Annotated in this window: 19 protein-coding genes; 11 read left to right on the forward strand and 8 right to left on the reverse strand. The window is 70.9% G+C overall.

Going from position 1 to position 22,245, the window contains the following annotated elements; genetic code table 11:
• Positions 1-8 precede the first annotated feature (8 nt).
• Both IF64_RS0103570 and IF64_RS0103575 read left to right on the forward strand, forming a co-directional pair.
• Positions 9-926 (forward strand): enoyl-CoA hydratase-related protein, encoded by a 918-nt coding sequence (locus IF64_RS0103570; RefSeq protein ID WP_051757448.1) that lies wholly within the window; start codon positions 9-11, stop codon positions 924-926.
• On the forward strand, positions 923-1,564 hold the full coding sequence (locus IF64_RS0103575; RefSeq protein WP_030530540.1) for an acetoacetate decarboxylase family protein: 642 nt from the start codon (positions 923-925) through the stop codon (positions 1,562-1,564). Before IF64_RS0103570 ends, IF64_RS0103575 begins: the two co-directional genes overlap by 4 nt.
• Here IF64_RS0103575 and IF64_RS0103580 read toward each other — a convergent pair.
• Positions 1,521-2,558: an AraC family transcriptional regulator gene (locus tag IF64_RS0103580; RefSeq protein WP_030530541.1), complete on the reverse strand. Its 1,038-nt coding sequence runs from the start codon at positions 2,556-2,558 to the stop codon at positions 1,521-1,523. The two genes, IF64_RS0103575 and IF64_RS0103580, sit on opposite strands and share 44 nt — an antisense overlap.
• A gap of 90 nt (positions 2,559-2,648) precedes the next feature.
• Here IF64_RS0103580 and IF64_RS0103585 point away from each other — a divergent pair, with 90 nt between their 5' ends.
• The 4 genes from IF64_RS0103585 (at position 2,649) to IF64_RS0103600 (ending at position 8,310) form a co-directional block, all read left to right on the forward strand.
• On the forward strand, positions 2,649-4,118 hold the full coding sequence (locus IF64_RS0103585; RefSeq protein WP_030530542.1) for a flavin-containing monooxygenase: 1,470 nt from the start codon (positions 2,649-2,651) through the stop codon (positions 4,116-4,118).
• A 231-nt stretch (positions 4,119-4,349) separates the two neighbouring features.
• Positions 4,350-5,750 (forward strand): cytochrome P450, encoded by a 1,401-nt coding sequence (locus tag IF64_RS0103590; RefSeq protein ID WP_425468474.1) that lies wholly within the window; start codon positions 4,350-4,352, stop codon positions 5,748-5,750.
• 236 nt (positions 5,751-5,986) lie between these two features.
• Positions 5,987-7,861 carry a diguanylate cyclase domain-containing protein gene (locus tag IF64_RS0103595; protein WP_030530544.1) on the forward strand — a complete coding sequence of 625 codons (1,875 nt, stop codon included), beginning with the start codon at positions 5,987-5,989 and terminating at the stop codon, positions 7,859-7,861.
• The gene (locus IF64_RS0103600; protein ID WP_030530545.1) at positions 7,858-8,310 is read left to right on the forward strand and encodes a peroxiredoxin; all 453 of its coding nucleotides are present in this window, start codon (positions 7,858-7,860) and stop codon (positions 8,308-8,310) included. Before IF64_RS0103595 ends, IF64_RS0103600 begins: the two co-directional genes overlap by 4 nt.
• Before the next feature lie 91 nt (positions 8,311-8,401).
• Here IF64_RS0103600 and IF64_RS0103605 read toward each other — a convergent pair whose 3' ends face one another.
• From IF64_RS0103605 to IF64_RS0103615, 3 genes are all read right to left on the reverse strand, one after another.
• Positions 8,402-9,484 carry an LCP family protein gene (locus IF64_RS0103605; protein WP_084705627.1) on the reverse strand — a complete coding sequence of 361 codons (1,083 nt, stop codon included), beginning with the start codon at positions 9,482-9,484 and terminating at the stop codon, positions 8,402-8,404.
• A 375-nt stretch (positions 9,485-9,859) separates the two neighbouring features.
• Positions 9,860-10,561 carry an alpha/beta hydrolase gene (locus tag IF64_RS0103610; RefSeq protein WP_051757449.1) on the reverse strand — a complete coding sequence of 234 codons (702 nt, stop codon included), beginning with the start codon at positions 10,559-10,561 and terminating at the stop codon, positions 9,860-9,862.
• Positions 10,558-12,549, reverse strand: coding sequence for an ABC transporter ATP-binding protein (locus tag IF64_RS0103615; protein WP_084705628.1), 1,992 nt, complete (start codon positions 12,547-12,549; stop codon positions 10,558-10,560). Before IF64_RS0103615 ends, IF64_RS0103610 begins: the two co-directional genes overlap by 4 nt.
• A 172-nt stretch (positions 12,550-12,721) precedes the next feature.
• Here IF64_RS0103615 and IF64_RS0103620 point away from each other — a divergent pair, with 172 nt between their 5' ends.
• Positions 12,722-14,086 carry a glycosyltransferase 87 family protein gene (locus IF64_RS0103620; RefSeq protein WP_030530549.1) on the forward strand — a complete coding sequence of 455 codons (1,365 nt, stop codon included), beginning with the start codon at positions 12,722-12,724 and terminating at the stop codon, positions 14,084-14,086.
• Here IF64_RS0103620 and IF64_RS0103625 read toward each other — a convergent pair.
• From IF64_RS0103625 to IF64_RS0103640, 4 genes are all read right to left on the reverse strand, one after another.
• The gene (locus tag IF64_RS0103625; protein WP_030530550.1) at positions 14,073-14,282 is read right to left on the reverse strand and encodes a helix-turn-helix domain-containing protein; all 210 of its coding nucleotides are present in this window, start codon (positions 14,280-14,282) and stop codon (positions 14,073-14,075) included. The two genes, IF64_RS0103620 and IF64_RS0103625, sit on opposite strands and share 14 nt — an antisense overlap.
• A 344-nt stretch (positions 14,283-14,626) precedes the next feature.
• A complete protein-coding gene (locus IF64_RS0103630) occupies positions 14,627-16,255 on the reverse strand; it encodes an ABC-F family ATP-binding cassette domain-containing protein (protein WP_030530551.1) in 1,629 nt (542 codons plus the stop codon).
• A gap of 163 nt (positions 16,256-16,418) precedes the next feature.
• On the reverse strand, positions 16,419-17,144 hold the full coding sequence (locus IF64_RS0103635; protein WP_030530552.1) for an acVLRF1 family peptidyl-tRNA hydrolase: 726 nt from the start codon (positions 17,142-17,144) through the stop codon (positions 16,419-16,421).
• A gap of 81 nt (positions 17,145-17,225) precedes the next feature.
• The gene (locus IF64_RS0103640) at positions 17,226-18,791 is read right to left on the reverse strand and encodes a deoxyguanosinetriphosphate triphosphohydrolase family protein (protein ID WP_030530553.1); all 1,566 of its coding nucleotides are present in this window, start codon (positions 18,789-18,791) and stop codon (positions 17,226-17,228) included.
• A 258-nt stretch (positions 18,792-19,049) separates the two neighbouring features.
• Between IF64_RS0103640 and IF64_RS0103645 the strand changes: the two genes are divergently transcribed.
• From IF64_RS0103645 to IF64_RS0103660, 4 genes are read left to right on the forward strand one after another with little or no spacing between them, the layout of a single operon-like run.
• Positions 19,050-19,904: a TetR/AcrR family transcriptional regulator gene (locus IF64_RS0103645; protein ID WP_030530554.1), complete on the forward strand. Its 855-nt coding sequence runs from the start codon at positions 19,050-19,052 to the stop codon at positions 19,902-19,904.
• Positions 19,905-19,908: 4 nt separating this feature from the next.
• A complete protein-coding gene (locus IF64_RS0103650; protein ID WP_030530555.1) occupies positions 19,909-20,802 on the forward strand; it encodes a beta-keto acid cleavage family enzyme in 894 nt (297 codons plus the stop codon).
• The gene (locus IF64_RS0103655; RefSeq protein ID WP_030530556.1) at positions 20,795-21,748 is read left to right on the forward strand and encodes a 3-hydroxyacyl-CoA dehydrogenase NAD-binding domain-containing protein; all 954 of its coding nucleotides are present in this window, start codon (positions 20,795-20,797) and stop codon (positions 21,746-21,748) included. The genes IF64_RS0103650 and IF64_RS0103655 overlap by 8 nt, the downstream gene beginning before the upstream one ends.
• Entirely contained in the window at positions 21,741-22,178 is a 438-nt protein-coding gene (locus tag IF64_RS0103660) for a thioesterase family protein (protein WP_030530557.1), read from the forward strand. The genes IF64_RS0103655 and IF64_RS0103660 overlap by 8 nt, the downstream gene beginning before the upstream one ends.
• Positions 22,179-22,245: the final 67 nt, after the last annotated feature.

A 22,245-nucleotide genomic window follows, 5' to 3' on the forward strand; every position in this document is an offset into this window, starting at 1 on the left:
GAGAGACCGTGCCCGACACCTCCGGCGCCACCGACCCGGCAGGCACCGAGCCCGAGGTCACCTACCGGGTGGCCGATCGGATCGCCACGATCACGCTGAACCGGCCTGCGGCGCGCAACGGCTACACGGTGCGCATGGCCGACGAACTGGCCGCCGCCCTCGACCGGGCCGACCACGATCCCGACGTCCGCGTGGCCGTCCTGACCGGCGCAGGCAGGGACTTCTGCGTCGGAGCCGACCTGTCCCAGGGCGGGTTCGACCCCGGCTCCGACCCTGCTCCCGGCTCCGATAACGCAACCGACACCGCAGCCGCGACGGCCACCGACCCGGGGGCCACGTGGCAGGAACCGGCGGGACGGTGCTCGCGGCGCATCTTCACGATGAACAAACCGGTGATCGCCGCCCTCAACGGGAACGCGATCGGCGGCGGCATCACCATCACCCTGTCCGCGGACTACCGGCTCGCCGCCACCGACAGCCGGTTCGGCTTCGTCTTCACCCGCCGCGGGATCTACCCGGAAGGGGCCTCGGCCTGGTTCCTGCCCCGGCTCGTCGGAATGGGACGCGCGCTCGACTGGATGATCAGCGGACGGCTCGTCGACGCCGCCGAGGCCGAACGAGCCGGGCTCGTGCACAGCGTCCACGCACCCGACGAGCTGCTGGACGCGGCGTACGCGCTCGCGGCCGAACTGGTGGCCACCACCGCGCCGGTGTCGGTGGCCGTGACCCGCCAGCTCGTCTACCGCATGTCCCCGCTCGACTCGCCTGCGCCCGTGCACGAGCTCGACTCGAAACTCGTCGCCGGCATCGCCGACAGTCCCGACGCCGTCGAAGGCGTCCTGTCGTTCCTGCAGAAACGCCCGCCGGAGTTCACCCTGAGCCCGGAGACCGACCTGCCCGAATTCCTGCCGTGGAGCCAGTCATGACCGCAACGCCGAAGTCAAGCACGCCGTCCGCCGAGTATCCGCCCGCACCGTGGAACCTCACCGCGAACGCCTACCTGTCACTGTGGACGGTGCCCGCCGCGGACGTCCCGCGTCTGCCCACCACCGCGGCTCCGCTCACGATCGGGTCGACGGCGCTGGTGTTCACGGCGTGGTTCGACTACCTGCCCTCCGGGCAGATGTCGTACCACGAGCTACTCGCCGCGGTCGCCGTGCAGGGCGGGCGGACGCCCACCGGCACGGTCACCGAGATCTGGGTCGACAGCCCGGCGTCGATGGCGGGCGGGCGCGCGCTGTGGGCCATCCCCAAGGAACTGGCCGACCTGGATTTCACCTACGGGCGCGGGTTCACGGCCACCGCGGGCACCGGCGAGGACTGGATCGCCACGGCCGCGTTCTCCCCGCGGCCCGGCCCGCCCATACGCCTGCCCGCTACGTTCGCCATCCGGCAGGAGGCCGACGGCGTCCCGCTGACCAGTGCGGTGCGCTCGACGGCACGGCCGCAGGCCGCCGCGTCCTCGTGGAACATCAACCCGTCCGGACCACTCGGCTACCTCGCGGGACACCGCCCGCGCCTCAGCCTGCACCTGGGTGACGCGCGGATCCGGTTCGGCGCCTGAACTCCCGCGGCGACACGCCGTGCCAGCGCGTGAAGGCGTGGATGAAGCTCGACGGCTCGCTGTAGCCGAGCCGGTGGGCGATCCGCTCGACGGTCACGGTGTCGTCGGCGAGCAGCTCGCGCGCCAGCTCGCGGCGCACACCGTCCACGAGCGACCGGAAACCGACGCCCTCACTCGCGAGCCTGCGGCGCAGGGTCCGCTCGGTCATCGACAGTGCGGCGGCGACCTCGGCCATGCCCGTCCCCGGGCCGTGGTCGGCGAGCGTCCTGCGGACGAGAGTGGCCACGTCGGTACTGCTGCGGCGTGCCTCCAGTTCCTCGCGGCACCGGCGTTCGCACCACGCGAGGGTGTGCTCGCTGGCCTGCGGCATGGGCTGGTCCAGCACCGCGTGCGGGAACGTGATGCGCGTGGCCGGCCCGAACTCCGGCAGCACGCCGAGGATCTCGCGATACGGCCGGGGATCCGCCGGTTCGGGCAGGCGCAGTGACATCGTCGTCGGCCGCAGGTCGGCGCCGGCCTGCTCGCGAACGAGCGTGACGACGGCGGCCACGTCCCTGGTGATCAGAAAGCTCCGCACGTCCGGCGGGACGTCGGCGTCGTGACACCACAGCTCCGCGAGCGGCCCGCCGGTGCGCAGCTCCGGAATGCAGAACACGTAGGTCAACTCGACGTAACGCAGCGCCAGTTCGACCGCAGCCCGAACGGTCGCGCAGCTGGTGACGGCGTAGCCCCAGATCCCGTAGGACGTCGCGTGGTAGCGCGTGCCTGCCCGCAGACCGAGTGTCCCGGGGTCGCGGTCGCCGGCTCCCGCCACGAGGTTGCGCACGACCGTCAGTTCCTGGGACGCCGAGACGTGCGCCTGCGGATCACGCAGCACGTCGTCGTCGAGACCGCTGCCGCGCAGCACGTCGCACCGTTGCTGGCCGAGCTCCTCCGCGAACCCGGCCAGCAGCGCCACGCTCGCCACACCGCGAGGAAAGTCCCAGCCGGCCACGGAGCCGAACGTATCAACGTGTCCGGAAATATCAACATTGTGTCCGCCGCTGCGATGGGCGGGGCCTGCGCGCGTCCCTACGCTGCCGCCATGACCACACGCACCACCGCGCTCATCGTCGGAGCCGGATTCGGCGGGCTGGCCGTCGCCATCGAGCTGCGGCGCCACGGTGTCGACGACTTCGTCGTCCTGGAGAAGGCCGGCGACGTCGGTGGCGTCTGGCGGGAGAACACCTATCCCGGCGCCGGATGCGACGTGCCCTCCCCGCTGTACTCGTTCTCGTTCGCGGGCGGCACCCGGTGGCCACGGCGTTACGCCCGCCAGCCCGACATCCTCGACTACCTGCGCCGGACCGCGCGCGAGGAGGGCGTGCTCGGCCACATCCGATTCGGCCGTGAGGTCGCCTCCGCCGAGTTCGACGAGGCGACCGCCCGGTGGCAGGTTCGCACCACCGACGGCGAGGAGTTCTCCGCCGCCGCGTTCGTCCCCGCCGTCGGCCAGCTGTCCCGGCCCGCCTACCCCTCGATCCCGGGGATGGAGACGTTCGCCGGCACCGCCTTCCACTCGGCCGAGTGGGACCACGACTGCGTGCTCGAGGGCAAACGGGTGGCGGTGATCGGCACGGGCGCGAGCGCGGTCCAGTTCGTTCCGGAGATCCAGCCGGAGGTCGCGCGGCTCACGGTGTTCCAGCGGTCGGCGCAGTACATCCTGCCCAAACGCGACCACGCCTACGACCGCTGGTACCACGCCCCGCTGCGCGCCGTGCCCGCGCTGCAGAAAGTGGACCGCCTCGGTTTCTGGCTCTACACCGAGTTCGCCCAGGCGTGCCTGTCGCGCTGGCAGATGTTCACACCACTGTTCAGCAGGCAGGCCGCCCGCCACCTGCGCGAGAAGGTGACCGACCCACGGCTCCGCGCGGCGCTCACCCCGGACTACGCGCTCGGCTGCAAGCGGGTGCTGTTCAGCAACGACTACCTGCCTGCACTCACCCGTTCCAATGTGGACCTCGTGACCGACGAGATCTCCGAGATCACCCCGCAGGGGGTCCGCACGGCCGACGGCACGCTCCACGAGGCCGACGTCCTCGTCTACGGCACCGGCTTCGCCGCGCTCGACCTGCTCGCACCCATGAAGATCCACGGTCTGGGGCATCGGCCGCTCGGCGACGTCTGGAGCGACGGCGCCCGCGCGCATCTCGGGATCACGGTGCCCGGCTTTCCCAACATGTTCCTCATGTACGGGCCGAACACCAACCTCGGCGGCGGTTCGGTCGTGTACATGCTCGAAAGCCAGGCACGGTACGTCCGCGACGCCGTGCAACGGCTGGCGGCACACCCGGGGCGCTACCTCGACGTGCGGCCGGAGGCCGAGCGCGCGTGGGACGAGACCGTGCAGCACCGCCTGGCCGGGTCGGTGTGGACGCGGTGCCGGAGTTGGTACCGCACCGCACACGGACGCGTCGTGTCGAACTGGCCCGGCCGCACCCTCGAGTACCGCAGGCGGACCCGCGCGGTGAATCCCGGCGATTTCCGGATCGGCGTGGCCACCGACCCCGACTGAACCGCCCCGTCCCGGCCAGTGCCATCCCGTCCCCGTCCCGACCGGTCAGCCACGCCGACCTGGCGTACGTCCACAGGGAGGAACCTTCTTGTCCGGTCGCCAACACGTGGTGCACCGTGGAGGGACGTCTCGACGAGGAGATGGTTCATCATGGCCGTCACGCCAGTCAGTGCCGTGCGCGGAGTCGCGGGCACCGCGATCGACAGGGCGAGCACCGTACTCAGGGAGCGGATGCCACCGCTTACCGCGCTGCCCCTGCCCGAGGCGATCGACCGGCGGCTGCTGCGGCAGCGATGGCCCTCCGGCGAGCTCGCCACGCCCCCTGCGGGCAGCGGACTCCGCCCCGTGCTCGGGGATGCGGGAGCGCCGGTCGTGGGCAACACGCTCACCCAGATGCGCTTCGGGGTGCAGTACGGGCTCGAACGTTTCGAACGGTACGGACCCGTGTCGTGGACGGGGGCGTTCGGCAGGCGCATCGTGACCCTGACCGGCGCCGACGCCACCCAGGTGGCCCTGGTGAACAAGGACAAGGCCTTCTCGCAGGAGGGCTGGCGGTTCTTCATCGACAGGTTCTTCCACCGCGGGCTCATGCTGCTGGACTTCGACGAACACCGCATGCATCGGCGAATCATGCAGGAGGCCTTCACCCGCGACCGGCTCGCCGGTTACGTCGCCAGCATGGGCCCGACCCTGCGGGAGGGGATCGCGTCGTGGCCGCGCTCGCCACGGCTGTACTGGGCGCTCAAACAGCTCACCCTCGACGTCGCCACGCGCGTGTTCATGGACATGCGCAGTGACGACGAGGCGCGGGAGATCAACCGTGCGTTCGTCGCGTGCGTCCGCGCGGGCACGGCACTCGTGCGGTTCCCCGTGCCGGGCGGGCGTTGGCGGGCGGGCCTCGAAGGCAGGAAGGTGCTCGAGCGCTACTTCGCCGAGAACCTGCCTGCCAAGCGGGCAGGCGACGGCGACGACCTGTTCTCCGCGCTGTGTCACGCGCGGACTCCGGACGGCGAGCGGTTCACCGACACCGACGTGATCAACCACATGGTCTTCCTCATGATGGCCGCGCACGACACCACCACGATCACGTCCACGGCGGCCGCCTACTACCTCGCCAAGCACCCCGAGTGGCAGGAGCGGGTGCGCGAGGAGTCCCTGGCACTCGGCGACGACCACCCCGACACGGCCGCACTCGACGGGCTCACGTCGCTGGAACTCGTCATCAAGGAGGCGCTGCGCCTGGTCGCACCGGTGCCGAGCCTGTCGCGCACGGCGGTCAAGGACACCGAGGTGCTCGGCCACTACATCCCGGAGGGCTCACTGGTCGGCGTCGCCCCGTCGGTGAACCACTTCGACCCCTCCTGCTGGAGCGATCCGCACACGTTCGACCCCGAGCGGTTCGCCGAGCACCGCAGGGAGGACAAGTCGCACCGGTTCGCGTGGATGCCGTTCGGCGGTGGTGCACACAAGTGCATCGGGCTCCACTTCGGGATGTTCGAGACCAAGGCGCTGCTGCACGAACTGGTCCGCTCCCACCGGATCACCGTCCCGCGTGACTACCGCGTCCGCTGGGACTACGTCTCGCTGCCCGTACCGGTCGACGGGCTGCCCGTGCACCTCCAGCCGGTGTAATCACAGTGCGTGACGGCCACAGCGCGTAGAACCACCCGACCAGCCGGTGGACACAGCGTAGCTACCATGATGGTCTTGCAACGTTTTCGGCCGACTCATCCGTCGATGCGCACTCTGCGGTGTTCCGCGGGCGCGCAGACGGGCGAGCCGGCCTTTTCGACTTGTCAGGCCGTGGACCAGCTCAGTCGGGGCAGCTGAACCACACGGCAGTGCATACCAGCTGAGAGAGGTGCACGGTGCCCGAACCTGGTGGCGCACCAGGGTTGTCCGACATCGCCCGCCGATGGGCCGCCGAGATCGCCGACGCGGCCGGGGACGCCGCGCCCAGGGCCGAGCTCGAGCGGTTCGTGCTGTCCGCCGTGACCGAGGCCGCCGACGCGGCGGCCCGGCACTGCCGCGGCACCCACGACGCCGCCGTCGAACGGTTCGCCGCGCTGTACACCGCCGCACCCTGCGGGGTTGCCCTGGCCGGCCCCGACGGCACCATCCTCGACGCCAACCCGGCGCTGCTCGACATGTTCGACACCGACCTCGACACGCTGGCCGGGCACGCGCTCACCGACCTGGGCACCGACGAGCGCGACGTCGCCGCACTGCGGACCGCGCTGGCCGACCTCGCCGAGGACGGCAGGCCACGCAGACGCGAACAGGTCCAGCTCGGCTGCGGCGCCGACGGCGCCGTACTGACCAACGTCACCGTCACCGCGCTCGCCGGCACCGACGACGAGGACCTGCACCCGGTGCTGCTCGCCGAGAACATCAACGAACTGCACCTGCTCCGCGAGACGCTGCGCAGGCAGAACATCCACGACCAGCTCACCGGACTGCCCAATGCGGGCAGCTTCCTGACCACGCTGGAAACGTGGCTCGGGGGTGCCGGCGAGGGCCGGATCGCCGTGGTCTACCTCGACATCGACGGCTTCCGTGTCGTCAACGACGGACTCGGGCCCGGCGCGGCCGACACCGTCCTGCGTTACGCGGCGGGCAAGCTCGAATCCGTCTTCGCCGGTCCGGACACCGTCGTCGCCCGACTGGCCGGCGACGGCTTCGCCGTACTGGTCCGGGGCGAGGACGTCACCGCCGCCGACGTCATCGCGCTCGTCGAGGAGGCCATGGCCGAGCTCGGCGAGCCGGTCTACGTCGGCGAGGTCGGCGTGTCGGTGAGCATCAGCGCGGGCATCGTCGTGCAGGACGCGGGTGCCGGCAGCACCGAGGAGATCCAGCGCGCCGCCGAGATCACCCTCCACCGGGCCAAGGAGGCGGGCCGCGCCCAGTGGATGCTGTACGAACCCGACCTCGACGCGGGCGATCGCAGGCGCTACGGCATCGGTGCCGGGATCGGCGGCGGCATGGAGAACGGCGAGTTCGCCGTCGACTACGAACCGACCGTCAAACTGGACGGCAGCAACGAGATCGCCGTCGTGAACGCGGTGCTGCGCTGGGATCACCCCCGGCACGGCAAGCTCGACGGTGCCGAGTTCCTCCCGCTCGCCGACGCCACCGGCATGACCCCGAGCCTCGGCACCCAGCTGCTGTCGCAGTCCATGGGCGACGCGGCCGCCTGGTACGGCGCCTTCCCGAGCGCGCCCGACCTGTGCGTGCGGCTCCCGACACGGCTCGCGGTCGACCCGAACCTCGTGCGGATCATCCGGCGGCTACTGGAGGAAACGGGGCTGCCCGCCCAGAAGCTGCGGATCTGCACCGACAGCCTCGCCCTGTTCGATCCGCGCGGCGAGGTGCTCGACACGCTGTCCGTGCTGGCCGATCTGGACGTCAAGATCACACTGGCGATCTCGGGGGCCTCGGACCTCGAACTGGTGCACACCCACAAGCTGCCCGTGGGCTTCGCGATCCTGTCCGGCCCGCTCGTCGACGGCCTCGCCGCCGAGGGCACCGAAGCCGACAACGCCCGCGCCCACCTGTACGCGCTGCTCGAACGGTCCCGCGAGCTGGGCATCAAGCGCATGGGCGCCGACGGCGTGCGCAACGCGGCCCACGCCCGGCGGCTGCGGGACGTCGGCATCTTCGCCGGACGCGGCAAGCACTACGGCGGTACGGCCACGGGCGAGGAGATCCGCACGGTGCTCGAGCAGCGATACTCGCACGCATGAAACAGGACGAGTTCGCGCCCGACTTCACCCTGCCCGACCAGACCGGCACGCCCCGGTCGCTCACCGGGTTCCTGGAGAGCGGGCCGGTGGTGCTGCTGTTCTATCCCGCGGCGATGACGCCCGGCTGCACCGCCGAGACGTGTCACTTCCGCGACCTGGAGTCCGAGTTCGCCGAGGTGGGAGCCCAGCGGGTCGGCATCAGCCGGGATCCGGTGGACAAGCAGCAGGCATTCGACCAGGCCCACGGCCTCGGCTTCCCTCTGCTGTCGGACGCCGACGGCACGGTCGCCGCGCAGTTCAACGTGCGGCGCTCGTTCGGGCCGCTGGTCACCAAGCGGCACACCTTCGTCATCGACACCGACCGCCGCGTGCTGTCGGTCGTCAAGAGCGAACTGCGGATGTCGGTGCACGCCGACAAGGCACTCGAGGTACTGCGCGCCCGGTCCTGACCGGCCCGGCGAGCGCAGGTTCCCCGGCCGCGACCCGGCAACCGGGCCGCGGCCGGGGAACCACTACTCGACAGCTCCCACTCGACAGCTCCTACTCGACGATGGCGTTCTCGGGCACCTCGGTGTCGTTGCGCAGCGCATCCAGCAACGCGGTGGAACGCTCCTCGTCCCAGTACTCCGCCGACGCGCTCGTGGTCGGCATCGTCGTACTGACCACGCCACCGCTGGAGATGCCGCGCATCGCCCACGCCAGAGCCACGAGGTGGTGCAGGTGGTCGTCGTCGTCCATCGTCAGCGCGTCCGGCGCCTCGGCCAGCAGCGGCACCACGTCGAACGGGTTGAGCAGCGTGCCGGGGCTGGCCATCTGGCTGACCATCTCGCCGATGAACCGCCGCTGGTTGACGACACGGTCGAGGTCCGAACGCGGCGTCGCCGAGCTGTAGCGCATGCGGACGAACCCGAGCGCCTGCGCCCCGTCCAGCGTCTGGTTGCCCGCGGGAATCGTGATGCCGGTCTTGGGGTCGTGCATCTCCTCGGCGATGTCCATCTCGACCCCGCCCATGGCGTCGACCATCCCGGCGAAACCACCGAACCCGATCTCGGCGTAGTGGTCGATGCGCAGCCCCGTCGACTGTTCGACGGTCTTGGCCAGCAGCGGTGCCCCGCCGATCGCGAACGCCGAGTTGATCTTGCCGCTGCCGTGTCCCGGGATCTCGACGATCGAGTCCCGCGGCAGGCTCAGCAACGTCGGTTTGGTGTCGTTGTCGGGCAGGTGGGCGATCATCATCGTGTCGGTGCGATCACCGCCCGCGTCCCCGGTGGCGAGGGCCTCCTTCTGGTCGTCGTCGAGACCCTCGCGCGAGTCCGAACCGACGATGAGCCAGTTGGTGCCCTCCGCGGCGGCCGGACGGCCCTCGTAGTCCTCGATCGCGTTGATCCGGTTGATGGAGAACTCGAGGTACAACCACACGCCGGCCAGCAGCAGCACGATGACCATCGCGAGCGCGCCGAGCGTCTTGCCGAACGACCAGCGACGCCTGCGCCGTCCCTCCGGACGGGAGGGAGGCGGCGGTGGCGGCTCCTCCGGGGGCACGTCGTGGGGCGGCGGGGCCACCCGGGTGTGCTGCTGCGGCGGCACGCGCCGTGCCTGCTCGCTGCCCGGCAGCGGCATCATCTGTGCCTGCTGGTGCTCCCGCGGGCCGCGCGGCCGCCGAGGGTCACGGGGCCCGCCGGGCCCAGCCGGGCGCCCCGGTCCGGCGGGACCGCCCGGCGGTCGCTGCCGCCCGTGCGGCGGCCGGCCTTCCGGCCATCCCCCGCCGTACTGCCCGCCCTGCGTCATGGCCGTCTCCCGGTCCGTGTGAGTTCGTCGTACTCGTCCGTCTCGCCCGCTGCGCCCGGCATGCCGGGATGACACGCTCCGGCACCGGCGCAGCCGCGGCCTCCACTAAACCGCACACCCCGGTGTGGAGGACGCACGTGCCCCCGTGTCGGTTGTCCGTTACACCCGAACGCACCCCGTCGCGGCGCACCCGGGCGCAGGTCAGCACCGTCAGAGCGAGATCGACAAGCGTCCGGGAGCAGGATCACACCACACCCGGTCGAAGGCGTCCACGGCACCCGGCAGTGTCAGGGCCCGCGCGGTGGCGTCGAGGACGAGCCGGCGCCACAGACCGGGCCTGCGGAGCATCGCGTGCCGCTCCCCCGCGATCTCGACCCGTGCGAGCCTGGCCGCGACCGGCGCCGCCCGCGTGGCGTAGGCCAGCGACGCGGCCGGACTGGTCCGCTCGTCGCCGGACCCGTGCGCGATGAGCACGGTCCGATCGCGCACCGGTTCGACCGGTTCGCCCTCGGGCGTCCAGGGCGCGAGTGCGCAGACCGCCGCGACGCCGTCGGCGTCGGCGATCCGCAGCGCCACCCTGCCACCCATCGAATGGCCCACGAGCACGATCGGCATCCCCGGTGCCGTGGCACGGATGCGCTCGAGTGCCCATCGCGCGTCCGTGACCGGGTCGCGGTCGGGCTCGTTCCACCCGCGGACCCGGTTGCGCAGCAGGTGCACATCGAGACCGAGGTCGCCGTAGGCCGAGGCCAGTGCGCGGGCGAAGGGCACCATCCGCAGGTACGCCGCTCGCCACGGGCGCACGCGGTCGAGACCGTGCTCGGCCCCGCCGTGCAGGACGAGGGCCGCGGCCCGCGGCTCCCCGCGTGCGCGGCGCACGGTGAGGACGGGGCGGCCGCCGGCGGCGTTCATACGCCCGCCGGCTCGCCGGCGACCGCGCCGTCGCCGCCGGCCACCGCGTCCGCACGACCGGCGGAGATCTCGGCGCGGGCACCCGCGGCGCTCTCGTCTCCGTGTTCTGCGTGCTCTGCGTGCTCGCGGCGGTCGCCGTTCTCGCTGAACTGCGTGCGATACAGCTGCGCGTACTTGCCCCCGGCGGCGAGCAACTCCTCGTGGGTGCCCTGTTCGACGACACGCCCGTCGACGACCACCACGATGCGGTCGGCCGCGCGGATGGTCGACAACCGGTGGGCGATCACCAGCGACGTCCGCCCGTCGAGCGCCTCGGCCAGCGCCTCCGACACCGCAACCTCCGATTCGGAATCCAGGTGCGCCGTCGCCTCGTCGAGCACCACCACCTGCGGGCGCGCCAACAGCAGACGCGCGATGGTCAGGCGTTGCCGTTCACCGCCGGACAACCGGTAGCCGCGCTCGCCGACGACGGTGTCGAGACCGTCGGGCAGCGACCGCACCAACGCATCGAGCCTGGCACGCGAGAGCGCGGCGGTGATCTCCTCGTCGGTCGCTCCGGGGCGGGCGTACTCGAGGTTGGCGCGGATGGTGTCGTGGAACAGGTGACCGTCCTGGGTGACGACACCGACCGTCGTCTTCAGGCTGTCGAAACTCAGGTCGCGCACGTCCACGCCGGCCAGCCGCACGGCGCCGGCGTCGACGTCGTAGAGGCGCGGGACGAGTCCGGCGATCGTCGACTTTCCCGCGCCCGACGGCCCGACGAGCGCGACCATCTCGCCCGGGTCCGCGCGGAAGCTCACGCCGTGCAGGACCTCCTCGCCCCCGCGGTGGTCCAGGGTCGCCACGTCCTCGAGCGAAGCCAGTGAGTACGATTCGGGTGCGGGATAGGCGAACCGCACGTCGTCGAACTCGACCGACACCCCGCCGGAGAGAAGCGGCGTCGGATCGGCCTTCTCGCTGATCATCGGATCCAGGTCGAGCACCTCGAAGATCCGCTCGAACGACACCAGCGCGGTCATCACGTCGACGCGCACGTTGGCCAGCGCCGTCAACGGTGTGTACAGCCGCGTCAGCAGCAGCGCCAGGGACACGACGGTGCCCGCGGCGAGCTCGCCGTCCAGCGCCAGCCAGCCGCCGAGGCCGTACACGAGCGCCAGCGCCAACGCGGAGACGAGGGTGAGGCTGGTCATGAACCAGCGGGTCAGCATCGCGGTCCGCACGCCGAGATCCCGCACCCGCCCCGCGCGCTCGGCGAACTCGCCCTCCTCGACGGCGGGCCTGCCGAACAGCTTCACGAGCGTGGCGCCCGGCGCGGAGAATCGCTCGGTCATCTGCGTGGTCATCGAGGCGTTCTGCTCGGCCGACTCCCGCTGCAGGTCGGCCATCCTGCGGGCGATCCGCCGCGCCGGGATCACGAAGATCGGCAGCAGCACCAGCGCCAGCGCGGTGACCTGCCACGACAGCGTCACCATGACCACCACCGACAGCACCAGCTGGATCACGTTGGTGACCAGTCCGGACAACGTGGCCGTGAAGGTGCGCTGAGCCCCGATCACGTCGTTGTTGAGCCTGCTGACCAGCGCGCCGGTGCGCGTGCGGGTGAAGAAGGCGATCGGCATCCGCTGGACGTGGGCGAACACCGCCCTGCGCAGATCGAAGATGAGTCCCTCACCGATGTGGGCCGACTGCCAGCGTTCGGCCAACCCGACCGCGGCGTCGGCCAGCGCCAGTCCCGCGATGGCCAGCGCGAGCCACACGACGACGCCGACGGCTCCCCCGCCGACGATCTCGTCCACCACCCGGCCTGCCAGCAACGGCGTGGACACCGCGATCACGGCGGCCACCACCGTCAGCCCGAGGAAGACCGCGAGCCGCCGCCAGTGCGGGCGGGCGAACGACGCCACGCGCGTCACGGTGCCCTTGCGCAGGCCCTTCGGTGCGTCCGCGGCACGCATCGCACCGCTCATCAACGACCACGTGCCGTCCATCACCGGCCTCCACCCTTCCGAGTCCCCACACCCACCGAAGTTCGAGATTGGTCGAACTTCGGCCGACGTATGTCCTGCACAACACGTTCGCCGTGATGATCCTTCCCGATCGGGTGTCCGGATCGGTGACTGCCTCCCGGCGCCGGTGACCTGTCACCTAACCTGACAAGCCATGGGGAGCCGCCTCGTCCCGGAGTGGGTACGCGTCAGCTGGGCCGAATCCGCCGCGGGCGCTCGGCCGACGGGCGAGGTGCTGCGGCTCGACCTGCTGCTGTACGCGGTGTGCACGGCGTACGCGGTCGCGCTGGCGCTGACCGACAAGCACTACGGATTCCGTGTCTGGGCCGCCTTCGCCGCCGTCGCCTACGGCGCCGCCTTCGCGCACAGCGTCTGGCTCCGGCTCTCGGTGCGCCGCGGCGCGCGGCGGGACACCGGCGAGCGCGGCGGGCGGCTGCGCTCCCGCTGGGTCGGGGTGGGGCTCGTCGGCGCCGTCGGCATGGTCGCGCCGCTGGGCGTCCTGCTCGCCGAGCGGCTCTCGGGTGGCGACTGGTCACCGGATCCCAACCGCTGGGCCGCGCAGCCCGAGGTGTGGGTCATCGAGCGCTCGGCCGATCTGCTCACCTCGACCGGCACTCCGTACGTGGACGTCACGGCACTCGGCCGCGCACCGGTGGTCGACGACTTCACGCCGTACGGACCGGTGATGCCCGTGTTCGGCCTGCCGCGGGCGTGGTTCGGCGGCACGCCGGTCGGTGATCTGCTGACCGACGCGCGCGTGCTGTTCGCCCTCACGGCCGTCCTGTGCGCGTGGGGTGCGTGGCGACTGCTGGGGCGTCCGCGCGTGCCAGTGCGCGCGGCCCAGCTGGCCGCGGTGTTCCCGCTGACCGCACTGACCTGGGCGACCGCGGGCCCGGACCTCGCCATGACCGGCCTGCTCGTGCTGGGCTGCAGCCTGGCCGCGGTCGACCGGCCACTGTGGGCCGGACTCGTGCTCGCCCTGGCCACGAGCGCCAAGTTGACCGTACTGCCGGCGGCCGTGGTCGTGGGCGTGCTGGTCTGCGCCAGGCTCGGCGCAGGCGGCCTGGCCCGGTACAGCGCGGTGTTCGTCGGAACCTGCGGTCTCGTCAACGTGCCGGTGCTGCTCGTCGATCCCCGGGCCTTCACCGAGCACGTCCTGAAGTTCCCCGCCGGGCTCGGCGCCGTCACCTCACCCGCGGCGAGCCCGCTGCCGGGTCATCTCATCGCCGCGACGGGACAGGCGGGAAAGATCGTCGCCTTCGTCCTGCTCGGCCTCGCCGCGGCCGCGGTGCTGTGGTGGCTGCTGCGCAGACCGCCGGTCGACGGCGCGGACGCCATGCTCCGCATCGCCGTCGGCCTCGGCGCCTTCACGCTGCTGACCCCGGCGACGAGATTCGGGTATCTCGTGTATCCGGTCGTGCTGCTCGGGGCAATGCTGTGTGTGCCGCGCGGGAGCACGAGGGGTACCTCCGCGCCCGGAGAGGCCGCGCGGAGGCCGATTCCCCCTACTTCTTCTTGACCCGCGTGGCACCACCCCGACCACGCAATTGGACTCCGGATTCGGACAGCACGCGGTGCACGAATCCGTAGGACCGGCCCGTCGACTCCGCCAGGGAGCGAATGCTCGCACCCTTCTCGTACTTCTTCTTCAAGTCGGCGGCCAGCTTGTCCCGCGTGTTTCCGGTGATGCGCGCGCCCTTCTTCAGGTCAACCACGTCGATCCACCTTCCGCCCGTCGTGTTCTGGGCCACATTCGACCCCTCTCGTCGCAATGATCGAACACCTTCCGCCGGAATGCCAGACGAGAACGGCAAAACGCGGCAGATGCGCGGAATCGTTGGGCCGATCCGGTATTTGCGCTGACCAACTAACTATCTGCGCGCGCGTTCTGGCGAATCGCCAACGAGGGGCCGAAAACCGGGTTCCACCCGGAGAATTCGCCGGGGTCGGGCAACAGCGGGTACGGAACTACAGGCCGAGCAACCACGCCCGGCGCGGGCGGCCCCGACATCGGGAGCCGGGCCCGCCCCGCACGGCCCGCGGGGCGGGCCCTGGCGGCTCACGCGAGTTGGACGAGTTCCAGATAGTCCTCGGACCAGTGGTCCTCGGTGCCGTCCGGGAGCAGGATCACGCGTTCCGGCTCCAGGGCCTCCACCGCACCCGGATCGTGCGTGACGAGCACGACGGCGCCGGTGTAGCTGCGCAACGCGTCGAGAACCTGTTCGCGGCTGGCCGGGTCCAGGTTGTTCGTCGGTTCGTCGAGCAGCAGCACGTTGGCGGCGCTGGACACGAGGCCGGCGAGCGCGAGCCTCGTCTTCTCACCGCCGGACAGCGTGCCCGCGGGCTGGTCGAGCTGTTCACCCGAGAACAGGAACGAGCCGAGCAGCGTGCGCAGCTCCTGGGCGCCCGTGTCGGGGGCGAGGTGCCGGATGTTCTCCCACACCGAGGCGTCGTGGTCGAGCGTCTCGTGCTCCTGGGCGTAGTAGCCGAGCCGCAGGCCGTGGCCGGCGACGACCTCCCCCGTGTCGGCCTTCTCCATGCCGCCGAGCAGGCGCAGCAACGTCGTCTTGCCCGCGCCGTTGAGTCCGAGCACGACGACCTTCGACCCGCGGTCGATGGCCAGGTCGACGCCGGTGAAGATCTCCAGCGAGCCGTAGGACTTGGACAGTCCCTCCGCGGTCAGGGGCGTGCGTCCGCACGGCGCCGGCGCGGGGAAGGTGATCTTGGCGACCTTGTCGGCCTGCCGCTCCTCGTCGAGGTTCGACAGCATCTCCTCGGCGCGGCGGGCCATGTTCTTCGCGGCCACGGCCTTCGTCGCCTTCGCCCCGAGTTTCGCGGCCTGCTGCTGCAACGCGCTCGCCTTCTTCTCGGCGTTGGCGCGTTCCCTGCGGCGGCGTTTCTCGTCGGTGGCGCGCGCCTCCTGGTACCGCTTCCAGTTCATGTTGTAGCCGTCGAGCTCGCCGCGCGTGGCATCGAGGAACCACACCTTGTTGACGACCTCGTCGAGCAGTTCGACGTCGTGGCTGATGACGACGAGCCCGCCCTCGTGGGCCTTGAGGAAACCGCGCAGCCAACTGATCGAGTCGGCGTCCAGATGGTTCGTGGGCTCGTCGAGCAGGAGCATCGTGCCGGACTTCCCGCCGGCACCCGCCTCCGACGCGGCGAACAGGATCCTCGCGAGCTCGACCCTGCGGCGCTGGCCGCCGGAGAGCGTCGCCAGCTGCTGGCCGAGGATGCGCTCCTCGAGCCCCAGGTTGGCGCAGATGCGCGCGGCCTCACTCTCGGCCGCGTAGCCGCCCAGCGAGGAGAAGCGCTCCTCGAGCCTGCCGTACTTGCGCACGGCCTTGTCGCGCTCCCGGTCGTCGACCAGTTCGGCCATCGCCGTCTGCGCCTTCTCCATGTCACGCAGGATCTTGTCGAGCCCGCGGGCCGACAGCACGCGGTCCTTGGCCAGCACGGACAGATCGCCCTCGCGCGGGTCCTGCGGCAGGTAGCCGAGCTCGCCGCTGAGCGTGACCTCCCCCGCGTACGGTTCACCCTCGCCCGCCAGGACCTTCAGCGTGGTGGTCTTGCCCGCACCGTTGCGGCCGACGAGGCCGATGCGGTCGCCGGGCTGGACGCGCAGCGTGGTGTCGTCGAGCAGGATGCGCGAGCCCGCGCGCAGTTGCAGGCCGGTAGCCGTGATCACAGAGAACTCCGGGTCGTCGAAGGGAAAACAGACAGGCGGATACGCGCGGACACACGCAGCGGCCCTGGAGCGGGCGGCTGCGTGCGCGGGTTACTCCAACCTGACGACCACGTCGACCAGTGTACGGGCCGCACGCAACGTGGTTCTCATCCGGTGAGCGGGTTCACCGGATGAGCACCTCGACGGCGCGGGCCCTGCGCGCGGCCTCGTCGAGCACGGTGCGGCGCGGCTCTCCGACGTCCAGTACGCGCGGCGAGGCGAGGGCGAAGACGTCGGCGAGTCTGGTGTCCTCGCGCAGCTCGTCGAGCGCCCTGCGATCACCACCGAGGACCACTCCGTCCAATGCGGATAGCCGCGAACCCAGCACCTCGACGGCGTCGTCGGCGGCCGCGCGCAACGCGCTGCGCGCCTGACCGGCCCTGCGGCGGGCGAACCGTTGCTGCGACCAGCCGCCCGCGGCGCTGCGGCCGTGGACGAGATGCCGGTCGGTGCGCGAGACGACCACCTCGCCGCCCTCCGCGACACCGACACTGTGCGCGCCGAGCCGCACCAACAGCAGGCCGATCGTGCGCGGCGCCGTCACGTGCTCGACGAGCGGTTCCACCGCCAGGCCGGGGACCCGCGCTACCTCCCCGCCGGGTCGGTCGGTTGCGGCGCTGTTGTCGGCCGTCGTGGTTGTCGTCGGCGTGGCTGTGGTGAGGGGCGGGAACGGCACCTCGACGGTCGCCGTGGTGCCGTCGGCGGCGGTCACGGTCACCGACGTCGCCGTGAGGGTCGTGGTGGTGACGCCGCCCCCGCGTTCGGCGAAGCGTGCGAACCATCGCGCGAGGCGCTCCGGTTCGACCTCCACGGCCTTGCCGCCGCCACTGACCTGCCGAACGCGTGCCATGCGAGCACCGTAACGAGCCCACCGCGTGCCCCGCGCGGTCGACGCCCGGCCGCCGTCCGCTACCGGCCGCCGCGCCGGGGGTCACAGGACGAACGACTCCGACCACGGTTCGGTGGTGCGTCCCGTGATGCCGTCCAGCAGCGCCGCCGCCTGGCGATCGGTCAGCGACGCCACGAAGTCGATCACGGCGCGGCCACGGGCGAGGTTCCACACGGCGTCCTTGCCCGTCACCTGCTCGCCGGTCGCCCCGACGAGCAGGTCGGGTGCGTCCTCGGCCAGCCGCGTGTACTGCTCCCTGGCCAGCGTCACCAGGTCGTGCAGCCTCCGGGGGAGCCTGCGCGCCTCGTCCCGGTCGGTGAGCCAGTCGTCGAGGGCGTCGACCAGGTCGGCGATCATCCGCGCCTGGCCGCGCTGGTGCAGGGCCAGATCCGCCCGTTGCAGCACGAACCGCACGTGCACGAATTTCAGCACCTGCACCTCGTGCCACTGCGCGGGCCGCAGCGTGATGTGCCCGGTCCGCACGGGCGGTTCCGGATCGACCAGGACACCGCCGACCAGGCGGGCCATCCACCGTGCCGAGAAGGCCGCCATCGCCTGTTCGGCCTCCACCGAACCGTCGAAGGGGATGGCCAGCAGGTCGTCGACCAGTTCAGCGCGTACCCGCGCGACGGCACGGGCGAAGGCCTCGTCGTCGGCGACCCACGCGTCCTTGGCGTGCATCCGGCGGCGCAGCGCCTCCAGTGACCGCCCGGGCTTGCGATGCTGGTCGCTCAGCGCCTCCACGGGAAGCCGGGCCAGCTCGTCGACACCGGACAGCCACTGCCCCAGTTCGGTCGCCACGGCCGCGTGCTGCAGCACGCCGATCCGGTGGAAGTCCTGGATGTCGTGGATGGCGTAGGCGATGTCGTCGGCCAGGTCCATCACGGAGGCCTCGACGCTCTGCTGCCACGGCTCGATCCGCCCGGCACACAGCGCCCTGGCCTCCTCGACGTCGGCGAGTTCGGTGACGTAGGCGGAGAACTTGCTCGACCCCGTGCCCGGTGCGTCCGCCGGTTCGCCCGCGCCCCGCGGCAGGACCGGCATCGTCGACGGATGCGGGTCCGGGTAGTGCAGCCGCGCCCACGGGTACTTCAGGACCGCCGCGCGCGTCGCCGCGGTCAGATTCAACCCGCGTGGAGTGGGACCGCCCGACTCCGTCGTGGTCACGATGCGGAAGCTCTGGGCGTTGCCCTCGAATCCGTCGGCGAGCCCGTAGCGGTGCCGGGCGATGCGGTCCAGCACCTGTTCGCCGAGATGCCCGAACGGCGGGTGCCCGAGGTCATGGCCGAGTGCCGCGGCCTCGACCACGTCGGCGTCGCATCCGCCGAGCTTGTCGACGAGCGTCCGCGACTCCGGCACCGAGGCGACCCGTTCGGCGATGGCCCTGGCGACCTGGCCGACCTTGAGGCTGTGCGTGAGCCGGTTGTGCAGCAGACCAGACCCACTCGGACTGACGACCTGCGTCACGCCGCCGAGTCGTGCGAAGAACGGCGACGCCGCGATGCGATCCCTGTCCACCCGGAACGGACTGCCGATCAGATCCGAGAATCCCGCGTCCGCCGATTCCCCGTCCCGCCTGCGCGTGCGTGGCTCGTTCTGCTCAACCATGCGCATCACCGTACGTCAGCGCGCTCGGCATTCGGGCGGTTTTCCGCTTCCGCCGTATCCGCCGAACCGGCCGCGGTGCTGTCCGTCCGTTATGGATCCGCATACCCAGGGTGACGGGAATCGTCACCGAACCGTTGCGTGCAGATGCGGTGACCCAGACCTCCTTTCCGAAGAGTTCCCAGTTCACGGACTTGCGATTGACTGATTGACCAGTTGAACCCTTGCGATTGCCGCAAGCGATTACTACGGTCCACCGTCATGTCCGGAAGGGAAGAATTGCGTGACCGCGTCCGTGGGCTCCTGCCCGCGAGGCCGGGTGCGCAACGGGAGTTCGCCGCGGCGATCGGTCTGGACGAGACGAAACTGTCCAAATCGCTCAAGGGAACCCGACGGTTCTCCCCGCACGAACTCGTCCGGATCGCCGAACATTCCGGTGTCACGGTGAACTGGCTGCTCAACGGCAGCGACGACGCCGCGACCGTCACGGCGGTGCCCGCCCCGTCGGCGAGCACCACACAGGACGGTCCCCAACCGGAGACCCGCAGAAGAATTCTGGAAACCGCGTGGGAACTCATCGCTGAACGCGGTTACCACCACGTGCGCATCGCCGACATCGCCAAGGCGTGCGGGCAGAGCACGGCGAGCATCCACTACCACTACCCCACCAAGCACGCCGTGCTCACCGAAGCGTTGCGCCGCAACGTGAAACTCGCCTTCGACCGTCAGGTCGCCGAACTGCACACGATCGACAACGCCTACGACCGCCTGCTGCGGCTGGTCGAACTGCAGCTGCCCACCGACGGGTTGCTGCGGGACGAATGGTCCGTGTGGCTCCAGGTCTGGAACGAGTGCGCGCTGAACCCCGACATGCGCGGACTCTACTGGGATTCCTACGACCGCTGGTTCCACACGATCGCCATGACCATCCGGAGTGGACAGCAGCAGGGCGTGTTCGCCGAGCGGGACGCCGACGCGATCACCACCCAGCTCAGCGCACTCGTCGACGGGCTCGGTATCCAGGTACTGACCGGGAAGCCGGGCAGTTCCGTCGAGGCGATGCGGGAGCACCTGAAGGACTTCATCGACCGCACCATCGTCCAAGAAGGACCGTGAACACATGCAGGACAAGGTCATCATCACCTGCGCGCTGACCGGCGCGGGCGACACCGTCGGCAAGAGCGAACACGTTCCGGTGACCCCGGAGCAGATCGCCGCCGACGCCGTGGCCGCCGCCAATGCCGGTGCGGCCGTGGTGCACATCCACGTGCGCAACATCGAAACCGGGCAGGGTTCCCGCGAGGTCGCGCTCTACCGCGAGGTCGTCCGGCTCATCCGCGAGTCCGGAGTGGACGTCGTGGTGAACCTGACCGCGGGCATGGGCGGTGACCTCGTCATCGACCAGGAGGACCCGCTCAAGCCCGTCGACGGCACCGACCTGGTGAACGCCCAGGACCGCCTTCCCCACGTCGAGGAACTGCTGCCCGACATCTGCACCCTCGACTGCGGGTCGCTGAACTTCGGGGAGGGCAGCCAGCTCTACATCTCCACACCGGACATGCTGCGCGCCGGTTCGAAGCGCATCCAGGAACTGGGCGTCAAGCCGGAACTGGAGATCTTCGACACCGGCCAGTTGTGGTTCGCCACGAAGATGATCGAGGAAGGCCTGATCGACGCCCCGCCGCTGTTCCAGCTGTGCATGGGCATCCCGTACGGCGCGCCCGCCAACCCGGAACTGCTCCAGACGATGGTCAACATGCTGCCCGAGGGTGCGCAGTGGGCGTCGTTCGCGATCGGCCGCAACCAGCTGCCGTGGGTCGCGCACTCGGCACTGCTCGGCGGGCACGTGCGGGTCGGACTCGAGGACAACCTGTACCTGGCCAAGGGCGTCAAGGCCACCAACGCCCAGCTCGTCGAGCGCGCGGTGTCCGTCGTGGAGGGACTCGGCGGCACCATCGCCGAGCCCGACGACGCCCGCCGCATCCTGAACCTGAAGGGACACACCGGTGCCTGAACCCCACGACATCCGCACGGTCGCGTGCATCGGCGCCGGCGTCATCGGCGGCGGCTGGGCCGCCCACTTCCTCGCCCGCGGATACCGGGTGCGGGCGTGGGATCCCGCGCCCGACGCCGAGGCGAAGCTGCGCCGCATCGTCGACGGCGCCTGGCCTGCCCTGACCGAGCTCGGACTCGCCGACGGCGCGTCGCCCGACAACCTCACCGTGCTGCCGACCCTCGCCGAGGCCGTCGACGGCGCCGGGTTCGTCCAGGAGAGCGCCCCGGAGGACCTGGAGCTCAAGCGCGCGCTCCTGGCCGACATCGACGCCGTCACCCCGGCCGAGGTGATCATCGCCTCGTCCACCTCGGGCTTTCCCGTGACCGACATGGCCACCGTGGCCGCCAACCCCGGTCGCCTCGTCGTCGGCCACCCGTTCAACCCGCCGTACCTCATCCCCCTGGTCGAGGTCGTCGGCGGCGAGAAGAGCGAGCAATGGGCCGTCGAACAGGCGAGTGCGTTCTACCGCCACGTGGGCAAGTCGGTCATCACCATGGACCGCGAACTGCCCGGCTTCATCGCCAACCGTCTGCAGGAGGCCCTGTGGCGCGAGGCCCTGCACATGGTCGCCGAGGGCGAGGCCACCGTCGAGCAGATCGACACCGCGATCACCGACGGGCCCGGCCTGCGCTGGCCGGTGCACGGACCGTGCCTGACGTTCCACCTCGCGGGTGGCGAAGGCGGCATGGCGCACATGCTCGACCACTTCGGACCGTCCCTCGAGGCGCCGTGGACGCGGTTGACCGCACCCGAACTGACCTCGCAGCTGCGCGACGACATGGTCTCCGGATGTGACGAGGAGGCCGACGGCCGCAGCATCGCAGAACTGGTCGCCGAGCGCGACCGCGCCGTCATCGCCGTCCAACGGGCGGTCGCCGAGGCCCGCGGGGGCGCCCGTGGGTGAATTCCTGGAGTACCGCGACCGGGTCCGTCCGGAGTGGATCGATTACAACGGCCACCTTTCCGAGCCGTTCTACGTGATGGTGTTCGGGTTCGCCACGACGAACCTGATGGACCGAGTGGGCCTGGACGAGGCCTACCGCGCCGAGACCGGGTGTTCGCTCTACACCGTCGAGGCGCACGTACGTTATGTCGCCGAGGTCGGCCCGGACGCCGACCTGCACGTCACCACGTTCGCGCTGTCGGTCGGCGCGAAGAAGGTGTGGCTGTGCCACGAACTTCGCGTCGACGACGAGGTCGTGGCCACTGAAGAGCTGATGGCGATCCACGTCTCCGGGTCGCGGGCGGCACCGTTCCCCGACCACGTGGCCGACAAGCTGCGTCGCTTGCTGCGCCCGGCACCGGAGTACGCCGGAAGATCGATCGGCGCCTGAGACGTGTTCCGGCGGTGGCGGACAGCCCCCAGACCCGTCACCGCCGGAACCGACCACCGGCGCGCGT

Source organism: Prauserella rugosa, from assembly GCF_000719975.1.
Classification (GTDB): Bacteria; Actinomycetota; Actinomycetes; order Mycobacteriales; family Pseudonocardiaceae; genus Prauserella; species Prauserella rugosa.